Genomic DNA, 24,591 nt, shown 5'->3' with positions numbered 1-24,591 from the left:
AAGCAACCCTAGCCGCCATAGTCCGCTGGCGCATCCGGTGAACTCTCGGCGTCAAGTCACCACAACGGGATGTCTTCGCCATGCTCGGACGCCGGGCGGGGACCAAAGTAGCGCCGCTCGGATGCGGCGATCGGCACATCATTGATGCTGGCTTCGCGGCGTGCCATCAATCCCGACGCAGAAAATTCCCACAGTTCGTTTCCGTAACTGCGGTACCACTGACCGGTTTGGTCATGGCACTCGTATTGGAACCGCACCGCGATGCGGTTGTCGTGGAAATCCCACAAGCTCTTGCGCAGCGAATAGTCGAGTTCGCGTCGCCATTTGCGAGTTAGAAACGCCACAATTTCGGCCCGGCCAACGATGCACTCACCGCGGTTTCGCCATAGCGAGTCGACCGTATAAGCCCGGCTGACATGGTCGGGGTCTCGGGTATTCCAGGCATCCTCCGCGGCCTGAACCTTACGGGTGGCAGTCTCGACGGTGAAGGGCGGATAAGGAGGCCGGCTTTCGGTCATGGCGTCCACCTTCGACCGCCAAACTTGAACCAGCGCGCCGCCGCCCCGGCGTGTCTTCGCAGTGGGTGTAAGTGTCGCGATGGCGGGGGCGCCGGGCAGGTGTCCTATCGTGGCGGAATGGACTTCGCGATGTCGGCCAGGGCCATCGACTACCACCGGCGGTTGTCCGAGTTCATGACCGAGTGCGTCTTTCCGGCGGAGGCCAATTACGACGACTACCGCCGCAAGGCCGAACCGCACGACCACACCATGCCGCCCATCGTCGAGGAGCTGAAAACCAAGGCCCGGGACCGCGGTCTGTGGAACCTGTTCCTGCCGGCCGAGTCGGGATTGACCAACCTCGAGTACGCGCCGCTGGCCGAGCTGACCGGGTGGAGCCTTCAGATCGCGCCCGAGGCGCTCAACTGCGCGGCGCCGGACACCGGCAACATGGAGATCCTGCACATGTTCGGCACCGACGAGCAACGTACGAAGTGGCTGCAGCCATTGCTCGACGGCAAGATCCGCAGTGCCTTCTCCATGACCGAGCCGGCAGTCGCCAGTAGCGATGCCCGCAACATCGAAACCACCATTTCGCGCGACGGCGGCGACTACCTCATCAACGGCCGCAAATGGTGGACGTCCGGGGCCGCCGATCCGCGCTGCAAGATCCTCATTGTGATGGGCCGCACCAACCCCGATGCGGCCGCCCACCAACAGCAGTCCATGGTCCTGGTGCCGATCGACACCCCGGGTGTGACGGTTGTCCGCTCGACACCGGTGTTCGGCTGGCAGGACCAGCACGGTCACTGCGAAATCGGCTACGACAACGTGCGGGTGCCGACCGGCAACCTGCTCGGCGAGGAGGGCAGCGGCTTCGCCATAGCCCAGGCCCGGCTGGGACCGGGCCGCATTCATCACTGCATGCGTGCGCTGGGCGCGGCCGAACGCGCGTTGGCGCTCATGGTGAACCGGGCCCGCAACCGGGTGGCGTTCGGCCGTCCGCTGGCCGAGCAGGGCGTCGTCCAGCAGGCGATTGCCCAGTCCCGCAATGAAATTGACCAGGCCAGGCTGCTCTGCGAAAAGACGGCATGGACAATCGACCAGCACGGCAACAAAGAGGCGCGCCACCTGGTCGCGATGATCAAGGCGGTAGCCCCGCGGGTGGCGTGCGATGTCATCGACCGCGCAATCCAGGTCCATGGGGCCGCCGGTGTCAGCGACGACACCCCGCTGGCCCGGCTGTACGGCTGGCACCGCGCGATGCGCATCTTCGACGGTCCCGACGAGGTGCACATGCGATCCATCGCGCGCGCCGAGCTGTCGCGTGAGCCATCCGCGTTCGCCGCGGCGGTGACCTGACATGGCTTTCCGGGAACTGCCGGGCGCGTGGAACTTTCGTGACGTTGCCGACAGCGCCGCCACGCTCCGCCCCGGGCGGCTGTTTCGGTCCAGCGAGCTGAGCCGCCTCGACGAGGATGGCCGGGCAGCGTTGCGCCGGTTGGGGATCACCGACGTCGCGGACCTACGCTCCTCCCGGGAGGTTGCCCGGCGCGGTCCGGGACGGGTTCCCGACGGCGTCGACGTCCACCTGCTGCCGTTCCCCGACCTCGCCGATGACGAGGCCGCGACCGACGACGCCGCGCCGCACGAAACCGCATTCAAACGGCTGCTGACCAACGGCGAGTCCGGCGAATCCAGCGAGTCCATTGATCGGGCCGCCGCCCGCTACATGACCGACGAATACCGCCAATTCCCAACGCGTAGCGGCGCGCAACGCGCGGTGCACCGCGTGGCTACCCTGCTGGCCGCCGGACGCCCGGTGCTCACACACTGCTTCGCGGGCAAGGACCGCACCGGCTTCGTGATCGCGACCGTCCTGGAAGCCGTCGGTCTGGACCACGACATCATCGTCGCCGACTACCTGCTTAGTAATGACGCCGTGCCACAGCTGCGGACGCGGATCTCCGAGATGATCGAGCAACGTTCCGAAACCGAGCTGACACCCGAGGTGGTGACATTCACCAAGGCCCGGCTGTCCGACGGGGTCCTCGGCGTTCGTCCGGAGTACTTGGCCGCCGCGCGGCAGACGATCGATGAGACCTACGGATCACTGAATGGCTACCTGCGCGACGCCGGCGTCACCGAGGCCGTCGTGGACCAACTGCGCAGCGCGCTGCGCGGCTGACCGGTCGCGCACGCCGAATATATGGGGTCACCCAAAATGCCAGACACAACGGCAACCCCGACCTACGCTCAACGGTACCGGCTCGACGGGAGGGTGCTGGACCCCGTCGACAGGAGGGATGGCGTTGTCGTACGTATTCGCGCAGCCACCAGTCTTGGCAGCAGCGGCCACGGAGTTGGCGGGGATCGGCTCGGCCGTCAGTGCGGCCACCGCCGCCGCGGCAGCCCCGACGACCGGCTTGGTGGCGGCCGCCGCGGACGAAGTATCCACGGCCATCGCCAACCTGTTCGGCGCGTTGGGACAGGAGTACCAGGCGATCAGCGCACAGCTCGCGGCGTTTCACAACGAGTTCACCCAAAGGTTGGCGGCGGCCGCCTACGCCTTCGTCTATACCGAAGCCACCAACACGTCCGCGCTGGTGCAAGGGGCAACAGCCGGGCTCTTTACGCCCACCTCGCCCCCCGTATTGCCGCCAATGTTCAACCAAGCCACGGCGCTAGTCATGGGTGGCACCGGGCAGACGATACCCGCGCCCAGTTACGTCAACTCCGTCAACAATCTCTTCATTCAGCCCATTCAGCCTGGTGCCATTCTGCAAGCCCTGGTGACGCCGGAACAGCTATATCCCATCACCGGCGTCAAATCCATGCCCTTCCAAACCTCGGTGCAGTTGGGCCTGTCGATTCTCGACACCGCGATCTGGGAGCAGATCAACGCCGGAAACCACGTCACCGTACTGGGCTATTCGCAGAGCGCCGTCATCGCGTCCCTGGAAATGCAGCACCTCATCTCCCTGGGGCCCAACGCTCCACACCCCAGCCAACTCAATTTCATATTGCTTGGCAACGAGATGAATCCCAACGGCGGCATCCTCGCGCGCATACCCGGTCTGAATATCACCACCCTCGGCCTACCGTTTTACGGGGCGACCCCGGACAATCCCTATCCGACGACGACCTACACCCTCGAATACGACGGTTTCGCCGACTTCCCGCGGTATCCGCTCAATATCCTGTCCGATATCAACGCGGTTTTCGGGATACTCACGGTCCATACCACGTATGCCGACCTCACACCGGCCCAAATAGCGTCCGCCACGCTGTTGCCGACCCAGGGCACGACGTCGAACACGTACTACATCATTGAAACCGAGCAGCTGCCGTTGCTGGCCCCGGTGCGGGCAATCCCCGTCATTGGCCCGCCCCTGGCGGCGCTGCTAGAACCGAATTTGGAAGTGATCGTCAATCTCGGTTACGGCGACCCGAGGTTTGGCTATTCGACAAGCCCCGCGAACGTGCCCACCCCATTCGGACTCTTCCCGGACGTCCCCGCGAGCGTTATCGCCGATGCCCTGGTTGCCGGGACCCAACAGGGCATCAACGACTTCATGGTTGAGCTGCCGATCGCCCTACAAACCCCGCCCGAAATTCCGGTGCTCGAGTTCCCACCGTATGTGCAGGCGGTCGTGCCGCCACCGCCACCCCCGCAACCAACACCGCTCATCAACATCGCGGAAACCTTCGCTTCCGTTGTGGCGACCGGCTACTCGATTCTGCTTCCGACCGCAGATCTGGGTGTTGCCTTCGCCACCATCCTTCCCGCCTACGACCTCACCCTGTTCGTGAACCAGATCGCGCTGGGAAACTTCCTCGCTGCGATCGAGCTTCCGCTCGCGGCCACCATCGGGTTGGCCGCGCTTGGCGGCATGATCGAATTCATCGCGATTCTGGTGACGGCGGCGGAGATTGCTCAGCTGCTGCAGAACCTCGTCCTCTAAGCACGCGCCTTACGCCAAAGGCGGGACACAGTTGATGTGATCAACCTAGGCTTGCAACAGCCGGCGTTGGCGCGATCGGAAGCGATCAGTTCGACCAAGTCGCTGGACTCCGGGCAGCAACCCTGGTTGCGAAGAGGATGGGTCGATGACGTACGTGACGGCGCAACTGGACATGATGGCGGCGGCGGCCGCGGATGTGGCCGGTATCGGTTCAGCCGTCAGCCAAGCCAACGCGGCGGCGGCGGGCCCGACAACCGCTCTGGTGGCCGCCGCTGCCGACGAGGTGTCAGCGGCGACCGCGACGCTGTTTAGTACATTCGCTCACGAGTACCAGGCGATCACCAAACAGGCCGCGGTGTATCACGAGCAGTTCACACAAGCCCTGGCCGCCGCCGGGCGTGCCTACGCCAGCGCCGAGGCGGCGAACGCCGCCGCGGCATCGAATGCGTTGAGCGCCCTCACCGCACCAGCCCGGGCCCTGGTGAGCCCGCTCAGCGTGAGCAACGCACTGGCGGCCCCGGCAGCCGCGACCGACATTTCTTTGGTCATGCATGGCAGCGGGATGCCCATACCGTCACCGGGTTACGTGCTCGACGTTGTGACGAAATACGTGACACCCAATTTCCCGGGTTTCACCGCAGACCACGCGCAAGCCCTCGCTACGCCCGAAGGGTTTTATCCGCTAACCGCGGTTAAAGACTTGACCCTCGACGTGTCGGTGGCCCGAGGCGTCACCATCCTCGAAGACGCGATCCGCCAGCAGCTCGCCGCCGGAAACAAGGTTGCCGTTGTCGGTTTCTCACAAAGCGCCATGCTCTCCTCGCTGGTAATGCCGAATCTCCACGCGGCCGGCATCCCGACTACCGATGTAAACTTCACGCTGCTCGGCAATCCGATGAACCCCAACGGCGGCCTCGTCTCGCGCTTTGCCGGCCTGGTCTTCCCGAGTCTGGGTGCTACCTTCTACGGCTCGACCCCGGACAATCTCTACCCGACCAACGTGTACACGATCGAATACGACGGCTTCGCCAGCTTTCCGCAGTACCCAATCTTTTTCTTGTCCGACCTCAACGCCATGCTGGGCGTCCTCTATGCGCACGGCGAATATCCGAACCTAACGCCCGAGCAGATTGCCTCCGCGGTCGTATTGCCGACCGAGGGACCCACCCAAACCACGTATTACATGATTCCCAACGAGAATTTGCCGATCTTGCAGCCGGTGCGCGCGATCCCGGTAGTGGGGAACATCGTGGCAGCCCTGATCGAACCGAACGTCGAGGTGCTGGTAAACCTGGGCTACGGCGACCCCAACTATGGCTATTCGACCGGGCCGGCCAACGTGCCCACCCCGTTTGGACTGCTGCCGCCGGTCCACCCACAAACAGTTCTGGACGCGCTGGTGCTCGGCACGCAGCAGGGAATGCACGACGCTTCGGTCGAAGCCAGCAACGTCGGCTTCCCGTCACTGCCGAGCCTGGCACTGTCGGACGGATCGAACGGGCAGATGCTGCTGCCAAATCCGTTGACCGTGCCCGGCACACTGGCGTTGCCACAGTGGTCGATCGATACCATCATCAAGGACCTGCAGGCGGCGAACACCAATATCAACAACGCCTTCACGGGTGCGATCTCGACGGGTTACTCGGTGTTGCTGCCAACCGCGGACATCGCTACTGCCGGCCTCCTAACCCTGCCGTCCTACAACGTCAACCTGTTCCTGGACGGAATCTTGCAGGCGGCCAACGGCGATCCCGTCGGGCTCGTCAATGCTCTCGGCTATCCGATCGCCGCTACGGTGGGACTGCTCACGGTAGGTATCGGTCTCGAAGTTCTAGTCATCGAAAAGGCGGCCGCAGCGATTGTCCGCGATCTCGCCGCTATCGTGCCCTGACGTTCCACCTACGGTTCCAGGACAACCTTGCCGAGCACACCGCCATCGTCCAGGCTCTGCAACGCGGCCTGCGCTTCGGACAACGGATAACGTTGCGGCGGAGGCGGTCTCAGCCCCAGGAAGACCAGCTGGTTCAAACCCCAGGAGAACAAGGCGGCCGAACCGGGGACCTTGTTGAGATACTCGCCCCACCCCACACCCACCACGCTGATATTGCGCACCAGCAACTGGTTGACCTTGAGGGTGGGGATGGCGCCCGCGGCGAAGCCGATCGACAGCAACTTGCCGTCGACCGCCAGCACGCCAACCGCGTCATCGAAAGTCGGTCCGCCAACCGGATCGACGACGATGTCCACGCCCTGGCCGTAGGTATGCTCACGCACCTGCTGGGCCCAGCCGTCGGTCAGCGGAAGCACCACGTCGGCGCCGAGCGAAGCGACATAATCGATCGCACCCTCGCGGTGCACCACGGCAATAACCTTGCCGGCGCGCATCGCCTTCGCGATCTGGACGGCGGCCGTGCCAACCCCGCCAGCAGCGCCGAGCACCAGCACGGTATCTCCCGGCCGCAGCGCGGCACGCCGAGCCAGGGCGAAGTACATGGTGTTGTAGTTCACCAACAACGAAACCGCCTCGGCGTCATCGAGTTCCACGGGGCTGCGAACCACATTGGTCACCGGAACCGCAACTTGTTCGGCGTAGCCGCCGAGGACCCCGAACGCCGAAACACGTTCGCCCACATGAAAACCCGCGCCGGATGGCGCCGAGCGCACCACGCCGGCCGTTTCCATGCCGGGCACGAACGGCGGCGGCAGCTTCAGTTGATACTCGCCCTTGGTCAGCAGCAAGTCCGGAAAGCACACGCCGGCGGCGCGGACGTCGATGACGATCTTTCCACCGCCACCGGACACATCGTCGATATCGGTGTACACCATTCCGGACGGGCCGGAAAGCTCCTTTACGACACAGGCTTTCATATACCTCTACATACTTCTATAACTTGAAGCCAGCTTTTTTCGCACCGGACAGGTCGGTGATCTCACCCCACCGCGCCGCGACGTCCTGTACCGACGGCGGCTTGTCGAAGTTGGCGCCATCGTTGCCGAACAGCGCGACTCGCTGCACCTTGCCGCCACCGACCACGAACACCGACCCGCTATCGGCACACTCCTCGGCGCATAGGTAGACCACCACCGGCGCGACGAACTCGGGCGTGAGCTTCTCCAGTACCTCGGGCGGCATGATGTCCTGGGTCATCCTGGTCGCCGCGATCGGGGCGACCGCATTGGCGTGGATGTTGTACTTGGCCCCTTCCAGGGCCAGCGTATTGATCAGACCGACCAGACCGAGCTTGGCCGCCCCATAGTTGCTCTGACCGAAGTTGCCAAACAGTCCGCTGGTGGAAGTCGCCACGACGATCCGGCCGTAGCTCTGCTCCCGGAAATGCGGCCAGGCCGCACGCAGCACGTGGTACCCGCCATAAAGGTGCACCTTGAGCACCGCGTCCCAGTTCTCGAACGACATCTTGTGGAAGGTGCCGTCGCGGAGGATCCCGGCGTTACTCACCACGCCGTGCACGGCGCCGAACTCGTCGAGCGCGGTTTTAATGATGTTCGCCGCGCCGTCCTCGGTGGCGACACTGTCATAGTTGGCGACGGCACGGCCGCCCGCGTCGCGAATCTCAGCGACGACCTCGTCGGCCATCGCCGAGCCGGCGCCAGTCCCGTCGCGGGCGCCACCGAGGTCATTGACGACGACATTGGCGCCCTCCCCGGCCAGGGTGAGGGCGTAGTCGCGCCCCAATCCACCGCCAGCTCCGGTAACGACGACGACGCGATCCTGCAGTCCGGGCATCAGGTTCCTCTCCACATTAGAAATCGGGGCAGTAATTTCAGTGCGCTATCGGGGGTCGGCGACTGCGTAGGTCAAAACAGCCGGCGAGCCATCTTGATCGCCCGCTCGGTGTACGGCGGGTAGATGAAGCTCGACAGGTCGGGCCGGGTCGGCTTGGTCAACACCGATTTGCGGTGGCTGAACTCCTCGAAGCCCCAGCGGCCGTGGTAGGCGCCCATGCCCGATGCACCGACCCCGCCGAATGGCAGCTTGGCCGTGGACACCTGGAAGGCGAGATGGTTGACCAGCATGCCGCCGGCCGGCACTTCCTTGATCACCCGCTCGCGCACGGCACGTGACTTGGTGAACAGGTATGCCGACAGTGGCTTGGGCCGCGAATTGACGAAGCGTATCGCCTCGTCCACGGATTTGACGGTGACCACCGGCAGGATCGGCCCGAAGATCTCGTTGCGCATTAGCGGCCCGTCCGGGTCGGGATCGACTACCACGGTCGGTTGAATGCGCAAGCTCGACGCGTCACATTCGCCGCCCACCACGACCTCGCCCTTTTCGTCGGCTTTCGCCGCGCAGATGTATCCGCTCAGCCGGTCGAATTGGTGCTGGTTGACAATGCGCAGCCCGTGCGGCTCATCCGAGCGGAACTTTGTGATGGCGGCGCCGATCTTGCTGACCAGCTCGTCCCGGATCGTCGCGTCGGCCAGCACATAGTCGGGCGCGACGCAGGTCTGTCCGGCGTTGAGCAGTTTGATCCAGGCGATCCGCTTGGCCGCGACATCGACGTCGGCATCGGCCGTGACGATCACCGGGCTCTTGCCGCCGAGCTCGAGGGTGACCGGGGTCAGATGGGGTGCGGCGCCTTCATAGACCTTGCGGCCGATCTCGGTGCCACCGGTGAACATCACCCGGTCGAAACCCTGCGCGATCAGCTGCTGACTCACCTTGCCGTCACCCTCGATCAGTGCAACCGCATCGGTGTCGAGGTAGCGAGGCACCAACTCGGCCATCAAGCGCGCCGAGGCCGCTGCGACTTCCGAGGGCTTGAGCACGACGGTGTTCCCGGCGGCGATGGCACCGACCGCCGGACCCAGGGTGAGGTAGAACGGGTAGTTCCAGGCGCCGATGATCAAGACGGTGCCATAGGGCTCGTACTCCACCCAGCCACGCCCGGGCAGCTGCGGCACCTCGAGCAGCAGGTACCTGCGGCGCATCCACCTGCGCACCCGCTTGGCCGCGTACTTCGCTTCGGCCGAGGTCATCGCGATGTCGGCGAGGTAAGCCTCGAACGGCTTGCGGTCCAGATCCTCGGCGAGCGCTGCGCCGATCGCATCCTCGTTCTCGTCCACCAACTTCTGCAGCGCAAGCAGCTGCCGCTTGCGCCACTCGACACCGCGGGTGCGCCCGCTGGCAAAGGTCTGGCGAAGCCGAGCCACCGTTTCAGCGATATCGTGTCGCTTTTCATCCGAAATGGTCGCCGGGGCTTGAGTCTCCGGGGTTTGGGATCCGTGGGTCTTCCGGGCAACCGATCCGGTGGTCATCATCGTCCTTCCGTCCGGCGATGCGACCGCACTTCGCGCGGCCACTCATCGGTGATATCCGCGATCCTAGTCATCCGGTTGAGACAGGAATAGGAAAGATCCGGCCGGATCTGCGGCTACAACCGCTCGGCGGTGACAAACTCGGCGAACGCTTCCGGGTCGTCCGCCATCGGCACCCCATCAACCCAGCGGCCCACCCGGCGCATCTCGTCGGGCGCGCTGTTGGCGACGGCCCGCCAACCGTGGCGATTGAGCCAGTCGGCAACCGACGCCCGATTCGGGTCGTGATAGATCAGCTCCTGCACGTCAACGGTCTGCTCGAAGCCAAGCACATCGGCCACCTTCTTGAACCGCGCCCAGAATTCCGCTCGCCGCTCGTCGGCGTGCACCGGCGAAGTTTCGGCCGCGATCCGGCTCCCCGCCACACTCACCGCGCCGACTTGGGTGAACAGCCGGTCCTGAGCGTCGGCCGGCAGGTACATCAACAGTCCCTCGGCCAACCACGCCGTGGGTGCCGCCGGGTCAAACCCCGCATCACGCAGCGCGGTGGGCCAATCCTGCCGCAGGTCGACCGGCACCGCGCGGCGATCAGCCGACGGCGTCACGCCGTTTTCGGCCAGCGTGGCGGACTTATAGGCAAGCACCTTGGGCTGATCGATCTCATACACGATGGTTCCGGCCGGCCAGTCCAGACGATAGGCGCGAGAATCCAATCCGGACGCCAGTATCACCACCTGCCGGATTCCGTCGGCGACAGCGTCGGCGAAGTAGGTGTCGAAGAAGTGGGTCCGCACCGCCTGGTAGCTGCGCATGAACTGGACGACGGCGCCGGTTTCGGCGTCGATGGCCGCTACCTTGGCCACCATCGACGGGTCCAACAGGGCTTCCAAGATGGCGCCGACCCCGGCGTTGCTGACCAGCAGTTTGGCGTAGGGATCGCGAATCAGCGGGTCGGGCCGCTCAGTTTCGACGGCCCGGGCCGCAGCCACCATGACCGCGGTCGTCCCGACGCTGGTTTTGATGTCCCAGCTGTCGTCATGGGTACGAATGGTGCCCATCACGTGCTCCCTCGGCGAGTTCCTGCGTCACGTCAGTTGGACGGCCCGACCAGACGCGCACGCAGCAGCGTCGTGCGGACGGTCTCGTCAACCAGATCCTCGGGGATCTCCCGGCCCAGGCGGGCCATCTCCTCGCGATTGCTCACGCCGTGCACCTGCCAGCCGTGCTCGGCCAGCCATTGCGCGGCATCCGAACGGTCGGGCTCGTCATAGGCCAGCGCCGCGACATCGATATCCAGACCGAGTCGCTCGCGCATCCAATTCCAGCGCTGCGTGTTGCCCTTCATGTTCATGGTGAAAGCCTCGATGGCGACCTGGCTGTCCGGCACGCTGAGCGCGGTGACCATCTCGAATAGCCGGTCCGCAGCGTCGCCGGGCAGGTAGGGCAACAGACCCTCGGCCAGCCAGGCGGTCGGTTGGGTGCGATCGAATCCGGCGTCTATCAGCGCGGCCGGCCAGTCGTCGCGCAGGTCCACCGCGACGGCATGGCGTCTGGCCGTTGGAATCGCGCCATGCGACTGAAGAATCCGCTTCTTGTACGCCAGCACACCGGGCTGGTCGATCTCGTACACCGCGGTGATAGCCGGCCAGTTCAGGCGGTAGGCCCGGGCGTCCAGTCCGGCGGCGAGGATCACCACCTGCCGGATACCCGCTTTGACGGTGGCACCGAAGTACTCGTCGAAGAAATGGGTGCGCACCGCCTGGTAGTCGCATGCGACCCGATGAACGCGTTGCCCGTGCTGGTCGCCGTCGAGCCAGGCCAAGTCGGCGTCGGCCAGCCGGGCCCACGCCGAACCGGCCGACGACACCAACACTTCGGCGAACTCGTCACGGATCAGCGGATGAGTACCGGCCGTTTCCACGGCCCGAGCGGCGGCAACCCCCAACGCGGTGGCGCCGACGCTTTCGGTGATCGTCCAGGTATCGCCAGCGGTCCGCCGCGAGGGTCGCAACGGGGACACGTCATCGAGTTCGGTCACGTCTCGCCATGCTACCCAATAAGATAGGTAATCTATACTCTTTGTGTGCCGCGTCACTTGCCGCGGATCGGCGCCGCCGGTTAGGCCGGGGGCCGCCAGAGCGTTCCGGCCAGCAGCTGCTGGAACGACTCGGTAATGGTCTCCATCCGTTGGTAGCTCCCGACAAAACCGAGATAGAAGCCCACCCCGCACAGCACGACCAACAATGTCTCGGCCAACGAAGCGACATCGACATCGGCGGCGAGTTCGCCCCGTTCGATCGCATCGTTGACCGCCCAGATTAGGAATTCCCGGGTTGTTAGCACGGCGTCGTTGTCGCCCTGACTCAATTCCGGATGCCGCTGAGATTCCAGCACGGCGGTGGCCAGAAACGCGGTCGAGGACGGGTGCTGCGCATCGGCCTCCAACGCGAAGGAGGCGATCACCGAAAGCCGCCCCATCAGGGTCGGCTCCCGACGGGCCCGGTCGATGCCGGCCGCGACGACCAGTTCGTTGGTCTGATCAACCACCTCTTGGTACAGCACCCGCTTGCTAGAGAAGTAGTGATTGATCGCCGGTCGGGTCAGATCCGCGCGGATCGCGATCGCCTGGAACGTCGCGCCGTCGTAGCCATGCTCGCTGAACACCTGGCGGGCGGCCCGCACAATGCGCTTTCGCGTTTCGTCTGCTTTCGCCGCGGGGGGACGACCCGGTCCACGACTCGCCGTGAGCGGCGTTGTTGGCATTACCCAAGTGTGCCACTACTGCGGTGCCCCACTAACACGTCAGGCGGGATCCTGCAGACTTTCCAGGAACTTGCCAGCTTGATAGTCCTCAAGCGCCTCAAGGACTTCGGCCCGAGTGTTCATCACGAAGGGTCCGTAGTGAAAGACCGGCTCGCGAATCGGCTGACCCCCCAGGATCAGCACATCAAGCGGTAGCGGACGGCACCGATCCCGGGCTGGCTGCGCGGCCACCGAGATGCGGTCGCCGTGACCCAGAACGGCCAACTGGCCCTGGCGAATCGGGTGTTCGGCCGGACCGACACTGCCGCACCCGGATAGGACGTACACCAGCGAATTGAAATCAGACCGCCAAGGAACGCTGAGTAGGGCGCCGCCGGCAATTGTCGCGTGCGCCAGCGTGATCGGCGTGTAGGTGATGCCCGGCCCGCGGTGCCCGTCGATCTCGCCGGCGATAATGCGCACCAGTGCTCCGCCGTCGCTGGAGGCCAGCAACTTGGCGTCGGCTCCCTCGATGGCCTGATAGCGCGGCGGCGCGAATTTGTCCTTCCTCGGCAGGTTCACCCACAGCTGCACGCCGTGGAAGATGCCACCGCTTTCGACGAGTTCGGCGGGCGGTGTCTCGATATGCAGAATCCCGGAACCGGCCGTCATCCATTGCGTGGCACCGTCGGCGATGAGGCCACCACCACCATGCGAATCCTGGTGGGCGAACTTTCCGTCGATCATGTAGGTGACGGTTTCGAAGCCGCGGTGTGGATGCCAATCGGTGCCCCTGGCTTCGCCCGGCTGGTATTCCACCTCACCCATCTGATCCATATGCACGAACGGATCCAGAGCCGCAGTACTGACTCCGGCGAACGCCCGGACCACGGGGAAGCCCTCGCCCTCGTAGCCCCGCGGGCCGGTGGTGATCGATCGGACTGGACGCTCGATGTCGGCGGGACCGGCCGAACTCACTCGCGGCAACGCGAGCGTGTCTGCGGTGACAGCGGGCATGTTTGCCTCCTCATCTAGGGTCACCTGAGATAACCGGACCGAAGTCCGGTTATTCCCCGCTGTCATAGGATGGCGTGGTGCTTGTGGTGTCGCGGGTCAGGCCCGCTCGTTGAACGACCAGACGCAGGACGAGCCGGAGCCGATAGCGGCCCCGCCGAGCGCCGCCGGCGGACGGTTCGGCGCATCGATCAGGAGCGCGGGCTACCTGCGCAAGTGGTTCCTGCTCGGCATCGCGATCGGTGTCATCGCAGGCCTCGGCGCCGTCGTCTTCTACCTCGCGCTCAGATACACCAGCGAGTTTCTGCTCGGCTACCTCGCGGACTATCACATTCCCACCCCCGTTGGGGAGGGCGGCAACCGCGGGTCCACCGGCTTCGCGCGTCCCTGGGCGATTCCGCTGGTGACGACAGGCGGGGCGCTGCTGTCGGCATTGATCGTGGCCAAGCTCGCCCCGGAAGCGACCGGCCACGGCACCGACGAAGCGATCGAAGCGGTACACAGTGATCCTCGAGCCATCCGCGCGCGGGCGGTGCTGGTGAAGATGGTGGCCAGCGCCTTGACCATCGGCTCGGGCGGTTCGGGGGGCCGCGAAGGCCCAACGGCGCAGATCTCGGCCGGCTTCTGCTCGTTGCTGGCCCGCCGGCTGGGACTGTCCGACGAAGACGGCCGGACCGCGGTGGCGCTGGGTATCGGCGCGGGCATCGGCGCCATCTTCGCCGCTCCCCTGGGCGGTGCGGTGCTGGCCGCCTCGATCCCCTACCGCGATGACTTCGACTATCGCAGCCTGCTGCCCGGTTTCATCACTTCGGGGACCGCCTACGCCGTGCTCGGCGCCTTCTTGGGTTTTGACCCGCTCTTCGGCTACATCGACGCCGAGTATCGCTTCGAAAAGCCTTGGCCGCTGCTGTGGTTCGTGGTGATCGGTCTGGTCGCTGCGGCCGTGGGCTACCTGTATGCCCGAGTCTTCCACGCGTCGGTGGCACTCACCCACCGGCTGCCCGGCGGACCGGTGCTCAAACCCGCGCTCGGCGGACTTTTGGTCGGGCTGGTGGGACTGCTGATCCCGCAGATCCTGAGCAGTGGCTACGGCTGGGCACAGCTGGCCGCCGACCGGGGGGCGCTGCTGGGCATCCCGTTGTGGATCGTCATCCTCTTGCCGGTCGCCAAGATCCTCGCGACGTCGCTGTCGATCGGTCCCGGGGGATCTGGCGGGCTGTTCGGTCCCGGAATCGTGATCGGCGCCTTCGTGGGGGCCGCGATATGGCGGCTGGGTGAGCTAACCGGATTGCCCGGGGTCCCCGACGAGCCCGGCATATTCGTCGTGGTGGGAATGATGGCGTGTTTCGGCAGTGTCGCCCGCGCGCCGCTGGCGATCATGATCATGGTCGCCGAGATGACCGGCTCGTTCTCGGTGGTGCCCGGAGCGATCATCGCCGTCGGGATCGCGGCACTGCTGTTGTCCCGCACCAACGTCACCATCTATGAAACCCAGCGGCTGAACCGGCGGACCGCCGAGGCCGAGCGCAAAGGTCAGATCGCCGGCGAGGACTGAAGCGACAACGGGTTGGCTAAACCTCGGTGGGCCTATCCAGGCGGGGCCGGCCCTCCGCCCAGCCGGGGCGCCGGGCTGAGCCAGCCGAGCCCCGCGGCGTGCTAAAACGCGCGGATGTTCTGCACCGGCAGCCGCGGTCCGCGGCGCGGTTCTCGCGCCAGACCGCTGGCTTCGAGCAGGCGCACCACCCGGTGACGGTGCGGTCGCATCGGTTCCAGCAACTCGAGCATGACCGCGTCATCGACGGGACGGCCCAGCAGCGTCCAGCCGATCATTTTCGGAATGTGATAGTCACCCACCGACACCGCGTCGGCATCACCGAACGCCCGTTGCGCGGTCTCGGCGGCGGTCCACACGCCGACTCCCGGCAACGACGTCAGCGCCTCCCGTGCCTGCTCCGCAGGTAACGACACCAGCCGCTGCAGCGACGCCGCCCGCCGCGCGCAGCCCACCACCGTCGCGGCCCGCCCGGGATCGACATTGGCGCGGTGGAACTCCCAGGACGGAATGGACCGCCACACATCGCTCGAGGGCGGCACCCGCATCCCGGCCGGCGCCGGACCCGGGGCCGGCGTCCCATACTTGGCCACCAGCACGCGCCACGACCGAAACGCGTCCGCACCCGGTACCCGCTGTTCGATTACCGCCGGGATGAGAGCCTCGAGCACCTGTGCGGTCCGGCCCAGCCGCAAGTGCGGGAGCCGTCGGTGCGCGGCAATCACCGTCGGATCCTGCGGCGCGAAGCCCGCCGCGTCGTCGTCGGCGCCCAGCATCGCGGGCAGCATGTCGACGAACTCCTCCGCGCCGCTGCCCCACGCCACGCAATGGGCTCCGTCGGCTGCCACGCGGCTAATCCGCGCCGTGACGGATCCGGTGGGCAGCAAGGTGGTCCGCCACACCGAGCCGTCTCCGGCAACCCGAAAGCATGGATCACCTCGACCGCGGCGCAACGGTGCCAAAGTGTGCCTGAATGCCGCCGCCCCCCGGAAGGTGACCACCGCTTCGACGGCCAGGTCGATTGACCGCAAACTATCTCCCAAGACAAGATGACAAGGTGATGACGCCGTTCGACGACCCACAAGCCGAACTGGCCTGGATGTTCCTGCAAAGCCTGTGCGATGGCGGGGATCTCGACGAGGGCTTCACATTGGTCAGCGACGACTTCACCTACTGGAGCATCGTCACCCGTACCGAATTGGACAAGACAATCTTTCGGCGAGCGGTCGAACGGCGCAAACAGGTCTTCGAGGTCAATATCGAACTCATCCGCTGCGTCAACGAGGGTGAAACGGTAGTGGTCGAGGGGCATTGCGACGGCGTCAGCACCGACCGGGCCCGGTATGACAGCCCGTTCGTCTGCATCTTCGACACCCGCGACGGGCTGATCGTCTCGCTGCGCGAATACAGCGACACGCAATCGTTGGCCCAGGTGTACCCGGTACCCTGCGCTACCCCGGAACGACGCTGATTTCAGCTTTGTTGGGGTAGAAGGCCACGTGCCCGGCAATCGCGGCGACCGCCGGATAAGGCTCGTCGTACGTCCAGATCACATCGTCGACGGTGTCACCGGCTTGGGTGGTCACGCTGTAGTAACTTGCTTCGCCCTTGAACGGGCAGTAGGTGCTGGTGTCGGTGCGGGTCAGCCTGTCCTGGACCACGTCGCTAAGCGGAATATAGTGCACCACAGGCAAAGTCGATTCCTGCAATTGCAGCGCTTCAGACGTGTCCGCGACGGTCTCGCCATTGATGCGAACCCGAACCCGTCCCTTAGTCGGCTCGATGGTGATCGGATGATCGGCGCTGGGTTCTAAAACAATCCGGTCGCTCATGGTTGATCTCTCCTGTAGTGGGTCCGCAGATGACAGGTGCAACGCTGGGCGGCGGTCAACATTCCCCCGAAGTTCTCGCGTCCTTCCGCACTGTCCGCATACCGGCCCAGAACCGAGCGGCCTCTCGGATCGAGTCCTCGACCGGGCGCGGTTGCCAGCCCAGCTCACGGACCGCTTTGCCGTGGTCGACGGGTGCTTCGGCGCGCATCATTCGCACCGATTTGAGGCTGAGTTCGGTATCTTTGCCGGTCAGCCGAGATTTTGCGGTCCCCAGCGCCGCCATGGCATACAGCATGGGCACGGAGATCGACCGGCGCGGGGGCGGCACACCGGCCTCCTCGGCCGCGATCCGCACCACCTCCCGTAGCGGCATCATGCGTTCGGAGACGAGATATCGCTCGCCGTTGCGCCCATGCTCAGCCGCCAGGATCAGCGCCCTGGCCGCATCGTCGACACCCACCACTTCCAGCTGGATGCCGGCCATCAGGAAGGGCAGCTTGCCGAAGACCGCGCCGGCGATGAAGGCACCGTGCGGGGTGCGCCCCCAGTCGCCGCTGCCGTAGGTCGTCGAGACACACATTGCGACGGCGGGCAAGCCGGCATCAAAGACGTAGCGCAGCACGAGGTCCTCGGCCTGAATCCGGGACCGCACGTAGGCGCTCACCCGGCGCGAGCCGACCCGATCGTCTTCGGTTGCCACGTGCCCTCGCCGGCGGGCCACCGTCGCGTAGGTGCTGGTAAAGACGAACCTGCGCAGGTTGGGCACGTCAACCGCGACGTCTAGGACGTTGCGCAGGCCTTCCACGTTCGTGCGAAACAGTGGCGACGGGTCGCGCAACCAGGCGCGGGTATCGACGACGCAGTAATACACGTCGTCGCAGCCAGCCATCGCCTCGCGCACGGTGGCGGTGTCGAAGACGTCGCCGTGGAATCGGCTGAGCTGCAGGTCGTCGATACTGCGAGTGTTGGCGCTGGGTCGCACCATCACGCGTACCTTCGCGCCGTCGGCGACGAGCTGACGGGTCACATGCGAACCGAGGAAGCCGTTCGCGCCGATGACCAGTTTGGGTGCGTTCATTAAGAACCTCCGTACTGCCGCATCCAACGCGCCGCGTCTTCGTCGAGGGTGCCCAGTTCCTGCGCCCTGCGACACCACTTCATCCCCGCCCGCAGGAACCGCATCGGGTTGTAGATGTCTTCTTGACGGCGCCACTGGCCGCTGCCGGCATAGGTGACGATCGAGATGTTCGTCGCGCTGATCACGCTGCCGTCGCCGGGGTCGCGCATCGGGTTGTCCAGTTCGCAGATGATTCGTCCGGTCGACTCGTCGATCACCGACCACAGCGACGGGAATGCGACCATGTGGCTGCCGGGGAAGGTCGCCATCGTTTCGTGAATCCAGGCACGCACCTGCTCGCGGCCCCGCATGGTGCCCGCCGCGTGCTCGATGTACTCGACGTCGGGGGTGTACTGCTCGACCCAGGCATCCCAGTCGCGGGTCGCGGCGGCCCGGGCCACCGTGTCCTCGAACTTCTCGAAGGCGGCGGCGAGTTCGATTCGGGAGAACTCCGAGGCGCTCACCGTGCGGTCTTCGCGCCGTTACACTTCATCGGCGGAGTGTAGCCTGGGGTCGTCTTGAGTTTCGGTAGATCCCGGCCCGGTCAGGAGGCCAAGAAATGACCAGTACCCAGAAAGCGATCCTCGCCGGCGGCTGCTTCTGGGGAGTGCAGGATCTGATCCGCAAGCAGCCGGGAGTGGTCTCCACCCGGGTCGGCTATAGCGGCGGCGACGTCGCCAATGCGACCTATCGCAAGCACGGCACGCACGCTGAGGCGGTCGAGATCATCTTCGACCCCGCGGCCACGGATTACCGCACGCTGCTGGAATTCTTCTTCCAGATCCATGACCCAACAACGAAAAACCGGCAGGGCAACGACCGAGGGACCAGCTATCGATCCGCCATCTTCTACCTCGACGACGAGCAAAGGCGAATCGCGCTGGACACCATTGCCGATGTTGAGGCCTCCGGCCTGTGGCCGGGCAAGGTGGTGACCGAGGTCTGCCCGGCCGGGGACTTCTGGGAAGCCGAACCCGAGCACCAGGACTACCTGCAGCGCTACCCCAACGGGTACACGTGCCACTTCGTCCGGCCCGGCTGGAAGCTGCCGCGACGGGCTCCCGCTAACCAGTAGGCACGCCGAGTCTGCATTGAACGCTAGGTCGCCGCGCGGGCTTGTCGTCGGCGTACGACGACCCGGCCGCCATCCTTCGGGGTGTAGGCGACGCCCCGGCAGTGCCAACGCTCGTCGGGAGCCGTCGTGGTCTCGATGGCGAAGTGGCGCAACACCGTTCGTAGCACCACGTCCATTTCCATGTTGGCAAAAGCCGCCCCCACGCAGCGTCGGGTGCCGCCACCGAACGGGATCCACGCAAAAGCGGGCGGCTTATTGCCGATGTACCGGTGCGGGTCGAAGCGGCCCGGGTCGGGAAAGATGTCGGGGTTGTCGTGTATCTGCGAGATGTTGATGATGATCGAATCCCCGCGGGGAATGGCCCACTCGCCGAGTCGATAGACCTCTGGGTAAACGTGGCGAGCCGCGAAATCGATGACGGTCCGGGCCCGCTGGACTTCCAGGATCGCTGCCTGACGTAGCTCATTGCCGGCACCCTCAGCGGCATTGTCGGCCTCCTCGACCAGGCCGGCCAGCACATCGGGGTGGCGGGTCAACCGCTCGAACGCCCAGGCCAGTGTGGCCGCGGTGGTTTCGTGACCGGCCGCGAGCAGCGTGAGGAGTTCGTCGCCAATGTCCCTGCGCGACATGCGCGAGCCGTCTTCGTAGGTGCTACGCAGCATCAGCGCGAGCACGTCGGTCCGCTCCGCGAAGTTCGGGTCTGACCGTTCGTAGTCGATCAGCTTGTCGATGACGAGGTCGTACTGGCGCCGCCACTCGGCCAGTCGGCCCCACGGGCTGTACCGGCCATAGTTTCGTGCCGGTTTCGGTATCGCCGCCAGGCGTGAGCCCAGCGTGACCCAGGGCGGGATGAGCCGGCGCAGCTCGTCGAGCTCGGCGCCATCGGCTCCGAAGACCGCGCGCAGGATTGCGTTGAGGGTGATGTGCATCATCGACGGCAGCGTCGCGAACGGCTTGCCTTCCGGCCAGTTGGCGGTCTCGCGCAGGGTTTCTTCTTCGATGATGGTCTCGTAGTTCTTCATGCTTTTGCCGTGAAACGGCGGCGCCAAAAGCCGTCGCCGCCGGCGGTGCTCGTCTCCGTCGAGCGCGAATACCGAGCCGGGCCCGAACATCCGGCTCAGATTGGGCTGAATGTTGCCGAGCTCGTCCGGACTGGTGGTGAAGACTTGTCTGGCCAGTTGCGGATCGCTGACGACCACGACGCGGCCGTACATCGGGATGTTCAACATAAATACGTTGCCGTAGCGGCGCACCAGCCGTTGCATCATGCCCCGTCGTGACACGGCAAAGGCCAGGCCCTGGAACAATTTCGGGATTCGGGTCGCTGGCGGCAACTTGACTACGGGCGTTGCCGGCGCGTCGGTGATTGCTTGACTCATGCAGTATCGCTCCCAACGTCTGCCCCAAAACGGGGCGGTACCACGGTGTACCGCAGGCTTATCAGGTACGGTACTCCTTGGTACCAAGCCTGACAAGGTGCGGGATTCGGTGAGGGAGGCGCGCTCGTGACGGCAGTTGCCGGCGGCACGATGGTGGTCGAAACCGACCCGTTCCGATCCCGGCTACTCGAGGGCCTGGCCGCCTCGATCGGTGAGCGTGGTTATCGCGCAACCACCGTCGCCGACATCGTCCGACACGCACGCACCTCCAAGCGCACGTTCTACGACCGGTTCGATAGCAAGGAACACTGCTTTCTGCAGCTACTGATGGCCGATAACGAGGAGCTGGGCCAAAGCATCCGCACAGCGGTTGATCCCGAGGCCGATTGGCACCACCAGATTCGTCAAGCGGTGCAGGCATACGTCACCCATATCGAATCCAGGCCGGCGGTCACGTTGAGCTGGATCCGTGAATTCCCCTCGCTCGGGGCAGTCGCCTACCCCGTCCAGCGCCGCGGAATCCAGCTGTTAACCAGCCTGCTGATGGAGCTCAGCGCCAGTCCGGGGTTCCGGCGGGCCAGCCTGCCGCCAATGCCTGCGCCACTCGCGGTGATCTTGCTGGGCGGTCTGCGTGAACTGACCGCGCTGACCGTCGAAGACGGAAAAGACGTACGGGAGATCGTCGAACCGGCGGTGGATGCGTCCATCGCGCTGCTCGGCCCGCGACACTAGGCTCGGTTGCCAAACCGTCGGACTACACAGGAGGACTGATGCGGCTATCGACCCGGAACCAACTCACGGGCACCATCACCGAAGTCGACCTGGGCAGCGTGATGGCGATTGTGAAGGTTCGGCTCGACGGCGGCGATCAGATCGTCACGTCGTCGGTCACCAAGGATGCCGCAATCGACCTCGGCCTAAAGGTCGGCCAGCCCGCAACGGTGTTCATCAAGTCGACAGAAGTGACCATCGGCGTCGAGTAGCCCAGGCCGGCGCAGCTACCGCGACACTTAACCTCTGCGACGACGCTCCGAAAAGTACCGCCACAGTTTAAGTTTCGGCGCGAAGGAAGGTGCGCACCCGGTCCAACACCAGATCGGGGCGCTGCTCGACGATCCAGTGCCCAACACCGTCGATGAGCTCGACCTCGAAATCGCTTGCGCGCTCGGCGTACCCGTCCAGCAAGTCGGGCGTGATCACCGGATCACCGGTGCCATGCAGCCAGCGCACCGGCACGTCGACGCGCGCGTCATCGAATTCCCCGCGCATCCAGCGCAGCACCTCCCTGGTTTGAAAGGTGCGATACCACCGTGATCCGGCAACCGCGTGGCCCGGCTCGCGCATACGCTCGACATACATCCGGACGTCGTCCTCGGGCACGGTAAAGCCGTCGCCCACCCACGACGCTAGGAGCCGGAAGTAGCGGGCCTTGGGATCGCTGATCAGACGCGGGCCAATCACCGGCAACGACATTGGGATCTGGTACCAGAACCGCCAAAGGTGCCGGACCATACCGAAATCACGCCTGATCCAGGGCGCCACCGTGTTCACGCCGAAGAACCCGGTTACCTTCTCGGGATTGCGCAACATCATGATGAACGCGACCGGTCCGCCCCAATCGTGGGCGACGAGCTTGACCGTCGCCACGCCCAAGTGGTCCAGCACGGCCGCAAGATCGTCGGCCATCTCGGTCTTGGTGTATTGCGAGCAGGGCGCTGAACTCCAGCCCGCACCGCGCAGATCGGGGCACAGCACCCGGTAGCCATCACCGGCCAGTGGAGAGATCAACTCGTGCCACTCCCACCAGTTCTCCGGGAACCCGTGCACCAGCATCACCGCCGGCCCATCGGCCGGACCTGCATCCGCGACGTGGATCGTCACACCGTCACCCAGATCCACAAATCTGTGTTCGACGCCTTCAAGGGCGGGCAGTGCGGACATGCTTGAAACGTAGCCCATGCTCAGTCGCCGTGGAGGACGAACTCCACGCGCTGCGCACATATATCGGCCAGATCCACGTCGTCCATGGCTAGCTTGGCGTTCAGCCGGATGAGCCCGATCGCCAGCAGCAGCGCCGTGGTCAACTCACTGAACCGCAGATCGCCCAACCGGTGTCCGGTCAACTGCTGGTAGCGGCCGATGGTCTCGGCGCGGCTCGGCGTCCCAGCCGCTGGCGCATGCCCCTCAAGAGGGCTGGACACCCAATCGGTCATAAACATCCATGCGACGTCAGCGGCCGGATCTCCGAGGTAGGCCACTTCCCAGTCCAGCGCGGCGACCGGCGTGAAGTCGGGCCGGTACAGCACGTTGGACATCCGGCTGTCACCCCAGCAGAGCGTGACCCGGTCCGGGGTGTACAGGTGCGCATCGAGCCAATCAAGGGCGCGGGCAAACGTCGGATGCATCGGTGCGCCGCCGGAAGCCCAATTCAGGCCGTAGCGAAGGAAATTGGCCAGCCGCTGCGGTGGCGAGCCGCCGAATGCCGACAGGTCGAGAAAGCCCAGCCGGTAGCGGTACGGGTCGATGCCGTGCACCTTCGCGATCATGTCCAGACATCCGTTCCACAGTGCCGCCCGCCCGGCCTCGTCGGCGTCGGCGAAGAGCCCGGATTGATGGTAGGGCGGGAAGTCGCTGATGCTCACGGCGTCGTCGATCCGGTCCATCACGTAGTACTGCGTTCCCAGAGCCGCTGTGCCAGCGTCGATCCAGCACACCGTTGGCACCGGGATCGGTGAGCCGGCGAGCCGCCGCATGGTGAGGAACTGTCGGCGGAGGTCATAGTCCGGCAGGATCGGGTATTCCGGCGGGCGGCGAAAAACCAATCCACGCGACCGAGCCGAACCGGGTCCGGGCCCAGCCAGGCCAACCAGATCGAATAGGAACGTCTCGGTGGAGAAGCCCCGCTCGGCCCGTGTCCAGTTCACTATCCGCGCGGACTCGGCGAACGGAATCTTCTCCCGGGCAATGGGTTGTAGTGCCGCAGGTAGCTCCGCTGCGGTGAGTCGCTCGGTCACCAGCCGGTGTACCCGTAGCGGGGGTAGGCGCCCATGAACACCATTTCCACCAGGCCATGTCCGGTCTTGCCGTCCATCTGGACTTGACACAGCGTTTCGCTGAGCATGCTGACCGGCCGGATGGCGTCCTGGTCACCGGTGTTGACGGTGTAGCCATCGATGAAGTCGGTGCCGCGCCAGTACCCGGAGGCGTACCCGTTGACGTCCAGGTAGCCGGCCAACCCGGGCCAGAAGTCGCACAGCGGGGTGACATCGATGGTGCTGGTGCTGCGGTCACCACGGTGCACGGTGAACGTGCCCGAGCGGATGACACGCAACTCGTCGCGGAATTTCAGGTCGTGTTCGACGTCGATGATCCTCCCTGGCTCCCGCCCAAGGCCTAACGGATACAGCAGTTCACCCTCGAACTGCCAGCGCTCACCGGTGCTGGTCTCGCGCTGCGCGAAATGCACCAGCTCGTCCTCGAACTGGAAGATGCCCATGTAATACAGGACGCCGTCCGGGATTTCGGCCGGCTGCAGCTGGTCGCCTTCGGTCAGGCTGCCACCGCCGGGTCCGTGCCGGATGCCCCAGGAGTGGTCGCGCCCGAACCACCAGCGCTGCGAGTCGATTTCGATGCGCTCGCCTTCGACTTCGATCCAGCCTTCGAGCTCACCGTTCTGGTAGAAGCGCCGCGCGTCCTCGACGACCCGCCCGCGGCTACGGTGAAACGCCGGGGTCTGTTCGTAGGTGGGAAATTGCCCGCGCAGCCGTAGATCTAGGCTCAGGCCGTACTCGCTCGCGCCCAGCACCGCCCGGACACACCGCAGGGGTTCTTCGACGATGTAGCTGAATGGCCCGACGGTGTAGCGGCCCAGCGGCCCGTGCTCCGGGTTGAGCTCGGTGGACATTCGCACCACCGTGGTCTTCCCACCCCGCTTGGTCACCATGGCGTACGCATCGGTGACGTTGCGGTTTGGGTAGCGAGCCAGACCGGTCATGACGTTGATGTCGCCCGACTTGTCGAACCCGTACATCACGATGCGCTCGGTCCAGCGCAGATCGCTCTGGTCGACGTGGTCGAAGGTGGTGGGCAACTGGTGGCAGAGCAGCTCGTCATGCGGCGTCAACATGCAATTACGTTA

General features: G+C 65.2%; 24 protein-coding genes and 1 pseudogene. 9 read left to right on the top strand and 16 right to left on the bottom strand.

The window, feature by feature from the left end; genetic code table 11:
- Nucleotides 1-56: 56 nt before the first annotated feature.
- Nucleotides 57-518, bottom strand: a complete 462-nt coding sequence (locus tag AADZ55_RS01310) for a DUF1348 family protein (RefSeq protein WP_085324186.1) — start codon at nucleotides 516-518, stop codon at nucleotides 57-59.
- Nucleotides 519-647: 129 nt separating this feature from the next.
- On the opposite strand from AADZ55_RS01310, the gene AADZ55_RS01305 reads away from it, so the two are divergent.
- The 4 genes from AADZ55_RS01305 to AADZ55_RS01290 all read left to right on the top strand — a co-directional run bounded on the left by AADZ55_RS01305 (nucleotide 648) and on the right by AADZ55_RS01290 (nucleotide 6,353).
- Nucleotides 648-1,859, top strand: coding sequence for an acyl-CoA dehydrogenase family protein (locus AADZ55_RS01305; protein ID WP_085324187.1), 1,212 nt, complete (start codon nucleotides 648-650; stop codon nucleotides 1,857-1,859).
- Between the two features lies 1 nt (nucleotide 1,860).
- The gene (locus AADZ55_RS01300) at nucleotides 1,861-2,685 is read left to right on the top strand and encodes a tyrosine-protein phosphatase (RefSeq protein WP_085324078.1); all 825 of its coding nucleotides are present in this window, start codon (nucleotides 1,861-1,863) and stop codon (nucleotides 2,683-2,685) included.
- A gap of 124 nt (nucleotides 2,686-2,809) precedes the next feature.
- A complete protein-coding gene (locus AADZ55_RS01295; RefSeq protein ID WP_119184907.1) occupies nucleotides 2,810-4,462 on the top strand; it encodes a PE family protein in 1,653 nt (550 codons plus the stop codon).
- 145 nt (nucleotides 4,463-4,607) lie between these two features.
- Nucleotides 4,608-6,353 (top strand): PE family protein, encoded by a 1,746-nt coding sequence (locus AADZ55_RS01290; protein WP_085324079.1) that lies wholly within the window; start codon nucleotides 4,608-4,610, stop codon nucleotides 6,351-6,353.
- A gap of 8 nt (nucleotides 6,354-6,361) precedes the next feature.
- Here the strand turns inward: AADZ55_RS01290 and AADZ55_RS01285 are convergent, their stop codons facing one another.
- From AADZ55_RS01285 to AADZ55_RS01255, 7 genes and pseudogenes are all read right to left on the bottom strand, one after another.
- Nucleotides 6,362-7,330: an NADPH:quinone oxidoreductase family protein gene (locus AADZ55_RS01285; protein ID WP_085324080.1), complete on the bottom strand. Its 969-nt coding sequence runs from the start codon at nucleotides 7,328-7,330 to the stop codon at nucleotides 6,362-6,364.
- A 16-nt stretch (nucleotides 7,331-7,346) separates the two neighbouring features.
- On the bottom strand, nucleotides 7,347-8,207 hold the full coding sequence (locus AADZ55_RS01280; RefSeq protein WP_085324081.1) for an SDR family NAD(P)-dependent oxidoreductase: 861 nt from the start codon (nucleotides 8,205-8,207) through the stop codon (nucleotides 7,347-7,349).
- A gap of 71 nt (nucleotides 8,208-8,278) precedes the next feature.
- Nucleotides 8,279-9,745: an aldehyde dehydrogenase family protein gene (locus AADZ55_RS01275; protein ID WP_207569038.1), complete on the bottom strand. Its 1,467-nt coding sequence runs from the start codon at nucleotides 9,743-9,745 to the stop codon at nucleotides 8,279-8,281.
- Between the two features lie 113 nt (nucleotides 9,746-9,858).
- Entirely contained in the window at nucleotides 9,859-10,791 is a 933-nt protein-coding gene (locus tag AADZ55_RS01270; RefSeq protein WP_085324188.1) for a class I SAM-dependent methyltransferase, read from the bottom strand.
- Between the two features lie 41 nt (nucleotides 10,792-10,832).
- Nucleotides 10,833-11,780: an SAM-dependent methyltransferase gene (locus tag AADZ55_RS01265; RefSeq protein WP_085324083.1), complete on the bottom strand. Its 948-nt coding sequence runs from the start codon at nucleotides 11,778-11,780 to the stop codon at nucleotides 10,833-10,835.
- Between the two features lie 80 nt (nucleotides 11,781-11,860).
- Complete coding sequence (locus AADZ55_RS01260) at nucleotides 11,861-12,505, bottom strand: TetR/AcrR family transcriptional regulator (protein ID WP_085324084.1); 645 nt, start codon at nucleotides 12,503-12,505, stop codon at nucleotides 11,861-11,863.
- Nucleotides 12,505-13,501 (bottom strand): annotated as a pseudogene (locus AADZ55_RS01255) (pirin family protein). Before AADZ55_RS01255 ends, AADZ55_RS01260 begins: the two are co-directional and overlap by 1 nt.
- A gap of 109 nt (nucleotides 13,502-13,610) precedes the next feature.
- Here AADZ55_RS01255 and AADZ55_RS01250 point away from each other — a divergent pair.
- Entirely contained in the window at nucleotides 13,611-15,053 is a 1,443-nt protein-coding gene (locus AADZ55_RS01250; protein ID WP_085324085.1) for a chloride channel protein, read from the top strand.
- 101 nt (nucleotides 15,054-15,154) lie between these two features.
- Here AADZ55_RS01250 and AADZ55_RS01245 read toward each other — a convergent pair whose 3' ends face one another.
- Nucleotides 15,155-16,081 carry a DNA-3-methyladenine glycosylase family protein gene (locus AADZ55_RS01245; protein WP_085324086.1) on the bottom strand — a complete coding sequence of 309 codons (927 nt, stop codon included), beginning with the start codon at nucleotides 16,079-16,081 and terminating at the stop codon, nucleotides 15,155-15,157.
- Nucleotides 16,082-16,110: 29 nt separating this feature from the next.
- Here AADZ55_RS01245 and AADZ55_RS01240 point away from each other — a divergent pair, with 29 nt between their 5' ends.
- Nucleotides 16,111-16,521, top strand: a complete 411-nt coding sequence (locus AADZ55_RS01240; protein WP_085324087.1) for a nuclear transport factor 2 family protein — start codon at nucleotides 16,111-16,113, stop codon at nucleotides 16,519-16,521.
- Here the strand turns inward: AADZ55_RS01240 and AADZ55_RS01235 are convergent.
- The 3 genes from AADZ55_RS01235 to AADZ55_RS01225 are packed head-to-tail and all read right to left on the bottom strand — an operon-like array spanning nucleotide 16,502 to nucleotide 18,463.
- Nucleotides 16,502-16,882, bottom strand: a complete 381-nt coding sequence (locus AADZ55_RS01235; protein WP_085324088.1) for a DUF427 domain-containing protein — start codon at nucleotides 16,880-16,882, stop codon at nucleotides 16,502-16,504. The genes AADZ55_RS01240 and AADZ55_RS01235 overlap by 20 nt on opposite strands.
- A 55-nt stretch (nucleotides 16,883-16,937) precedes the next feature.
- The gene (locus AADZ55_RS01230; RefSeq protein ID WP_085324089.1) at nucleotides 16,938-17,960 is read right to left on the bottom strand and encodes an NAD-dependent epimerase/dehydratase family protein; all 1,023 of its coding nucleotides are present in this window, start codon (nucleotides 17,958-17,960) and stop codon (nucleotides 16,938-16,940) included.
- The gene (locus tag AADZ55_RS01225) at nucleotides 17,960-18,463 is read right to left on the bottom strand and encodes a nuclear transport factor 2 family protein (RefSeq protein ID WP_085324090.1); all 504 of its coding nucleotides are present in this window, start codon (nucleotides 18,461-18,463) and stop codon (nucleotides 17,960-17,962) included. Before AADZ55_RS01225 ends, AADZ55_RS01230 begins: the two co-directional genes overlap by 1 nt.
- Before the next feature lie 95 nt (nucleotides 18,464-18,558).
- Between AADZ55_RS01225 and msrA the strand changes: the two genes are divergently transcribed.
- Nucleotides 18,559-19,074, top strand: a complete 516-nt coding sequence (msrA, locus tag AADZ55_RS01220; protein WP_085324091.1) for a peptide-methionine (S)-S-oxide reductase MsrA — start codon at nucleotides 18,559-18,561, stop codon at nucleotides 19,072-19,074.
- A gap of 23 nt (nucleotides 19,075-19,097) precedes the next feature.
- Here the strand turns inward: msrA and AADZ55_RS01215 are convergent, their stop codons facing one another.
- On the bottom strand, nucleotides 19,098-20,453 hold the full coding sequence (locus AADZ55_RS01215; RefSeq protein WP_085324092.1) for a cytochrome P450: 1,356 nt from the start codon (nucleotides 20,451-20,453) through the stop codon (nucleotides 19,098-19,100).
- A 126-nt stretch (nucleotides 20,454-20,579) separates the two neighbouring features.
- Here AADZ55_RS01215 and AADZ55_RS01210 point away from each other — a divergent pair, with 126 nt between their 5' ends.
- The gene (locus AADZ55_RS01210) at nucleotides 20,580-21,185 is read left to right on the top strand and encodes a TetR/AcrR family transcriptional regulator (RefSeq protein WP_085324093.1); all 606 of its coding nucleotides are present in this window, start codon (nucleotides 20,580-20,582) and stop codon (nucleotides 21,183-21,185) included.
- A 38-nt stretch (nucleotides 21,186-21,223) separates the two neighbouring features.
- The gene (locus AADZ55_RS01205; protein WP_085324094.1) at nucleotides 21,224-21,436 is read left to right on the top strand and encodes a TOBE domain-containing protein; all 213 of its coding nucleotides are present in this window, start codon (nucleotides 21,224-21,226) and stop codon (nucleotides 21,434-21,436) included.
- A gap of 67 nt (nucleotides 21,437-21,503) precedes the next feature.
- On the opposite strand, the gene AADZ55_RS01200 is transcribed toward AADZ55_RS01205, so the two are convergent.
- The 3 genes from AADZ55_RS01200 to AADZ55_RS01190 are packed head-to-tail and all read right to left on the bottom strand — an operon-like array spanning nucleotide 21,504 to nucleotide 24,579.
- Entirely contained in the window at nucleotides 21,504-22,394 is an 891-nt protein-coding gene (locus tag AADZ55_RS01200) for an alpha/beta fold hydrolase (protein ID WP_085324190.1), read from the bottom strand.
- A gap of 20 nt (nucleotides 22,395-22,414) precedes the next feature.
- Entirely contained in the window at nucleotides 22,415-23,467 is a 1,053-nt protein-coding gene (locus tag AADZ55_RS01195; protein WP_085324095.1) for a phosphotransferase family protein, read from the bottom strand.
- Nucleotides 23,464-24,579 carry a hypothetical protein gene (locus AADZ55_RS01190; RefSeq protein ID WP_085324096.1) on the bottom strand — a complete coding sequence of 372 codons (1,116 nt, stop codon included), beginning with the start codon at nucleotides 24,577-24,579 and terminating at the stop codon, nucleotides 23,464-23,466. Before AADZ55_RS01190 ends, AADZ55_RS01195 begins: the two co-directional genes overlap by 4 nt.
- Between the last annotated feature and the right edge of the window lie 12 nt (nucleotides 24,580-24,591).

The organism is Mycobacterium decipiens (assembly GCF_963853665.1).
GTDB lineage: Bacteria > Actinomycetota > Actinomycetes > Mycobacteriales > Mycobacteriaceae > Mycobacterium > Mycobacterium decipiens.
The sequence above is the reverse complement of the archived record's forward strand: the minus strand, read 5'-3'. Positions and strand labels throughout refer to the sequence as shown.

Bases quoted from the DNA above. Each gene is read 5' to 3' on its own strand.
- AADZ55_RS01235 (WP_085324088.1), bottom strand. From the start codon at position 16,882: ATGAGCGACCGGATTGTTTTAGAACCCAGCGCCGATCATCCGATCACC.
- AADZ55_RS01190 (WP_085324096.1), bottom strand. From the start codon at position 24,579: ATGTTGACGCCGCATGACGAGCTGCTCTGCCACCAGTTGCCCACCACC.
- AADZ55_RS01230 (WP_085324089.1), bottom strand. From the start codon at position 17,960: ATGAACGCACCCAAACTGGTCATCGGCGCGAACGGCTTCCTCGGTTCG.
- AADZ55_RS01215 (WP_085324092.1), bottom strand. From the start codon at position 20,453: ATGAGTCAAGCAATCACCGACGCGCCGGCAACGCCCGTAGTCAAGTTG.
- AADZ55_RS01310 (WP_085324186.1), bottom strand. From the start codon at position 518: ATGACCGAAAGCCGGCCTCCTTATCCGCCCTTCACCGTCGAGACTGCC.
- AADZ55_RS01260 (WP_085324084.1), bottom strand. From the start codon at position 12,505: ATGCCAACAACGCCGCTCACGGCGAGTCGTGGACCGGGTCGTCCCCCC.
- msrA (WP_085324091.1), top strand. From the start codon at position 18,559: ATGACCAGTACCCAGAAAGCGATCCTCGCCGGCGGCTGCTTCTGGGGA.
- AADZ55_RS01200 (WP_085324190.1), bottom strand. From the start codon at position 22,394: ATGTCCGCACTGCCCGCCCTTGAAGGCGTCGAACACAGATTTGTGGAT.
- AADZ55_RS01280 (WP_085324081.1), bottom strand. From the start codon at position 8,207: ATGCCCGGACTGCAGGATCGCGTCGTCGTCGTTACCGGAGCTGGCGGT.
- AADZ55_RS01205 (WP_085324094.1), top strand. From the start codon at position 21,224: ATGCGGCTATCGACCCGGAACCAACTCACGGGCACCATCACCGAAGTC.
- AADZ55_RS01305 (WP_085324187.1), top strand. From the start codon at position 648: ATGTCGGCCAGGGCCATCGACTACCACCGGCGGTTGTCCGAGTTCATG.
- AADZ55_RS01300 (WP_085324078.1), top strand. From the start codon at position 1,861: ATGGCTTTCCGGGAACTGCCGGGCGCGTGGAACTTTCGTGACGTTGCC.
- AADZ55_RS01275 (WP_207569038.1), bottom strand. From the start codon at position 9,745: ATGATGACCACCGGATCGGTTGCCCGGAAGACCCACGGATCCCAAACC.
- AADZ55_RS01240 (WP_085324087.1), top strand. From the start codon at position 16,111: ATGACGCCGTTCGACGACCCACAAGCCGAACTGGCCTGGATGTTCCTG.
- AADZ55_RS01290 (WP_085324079.1), top strand. From the start codon at position 4,608: ATGACGTACGTGACGGCGCAACTGGACATGATGGCGGCGGCGGCCGCG.
- AADZ55_RS01285 (WP_085324080.1), bottom strand. From the start codon at position 7,330: ATGAAAGCCTGTGTCGTAAAGGAGCTTTCCGGCCCGTCCGGAATGGTG.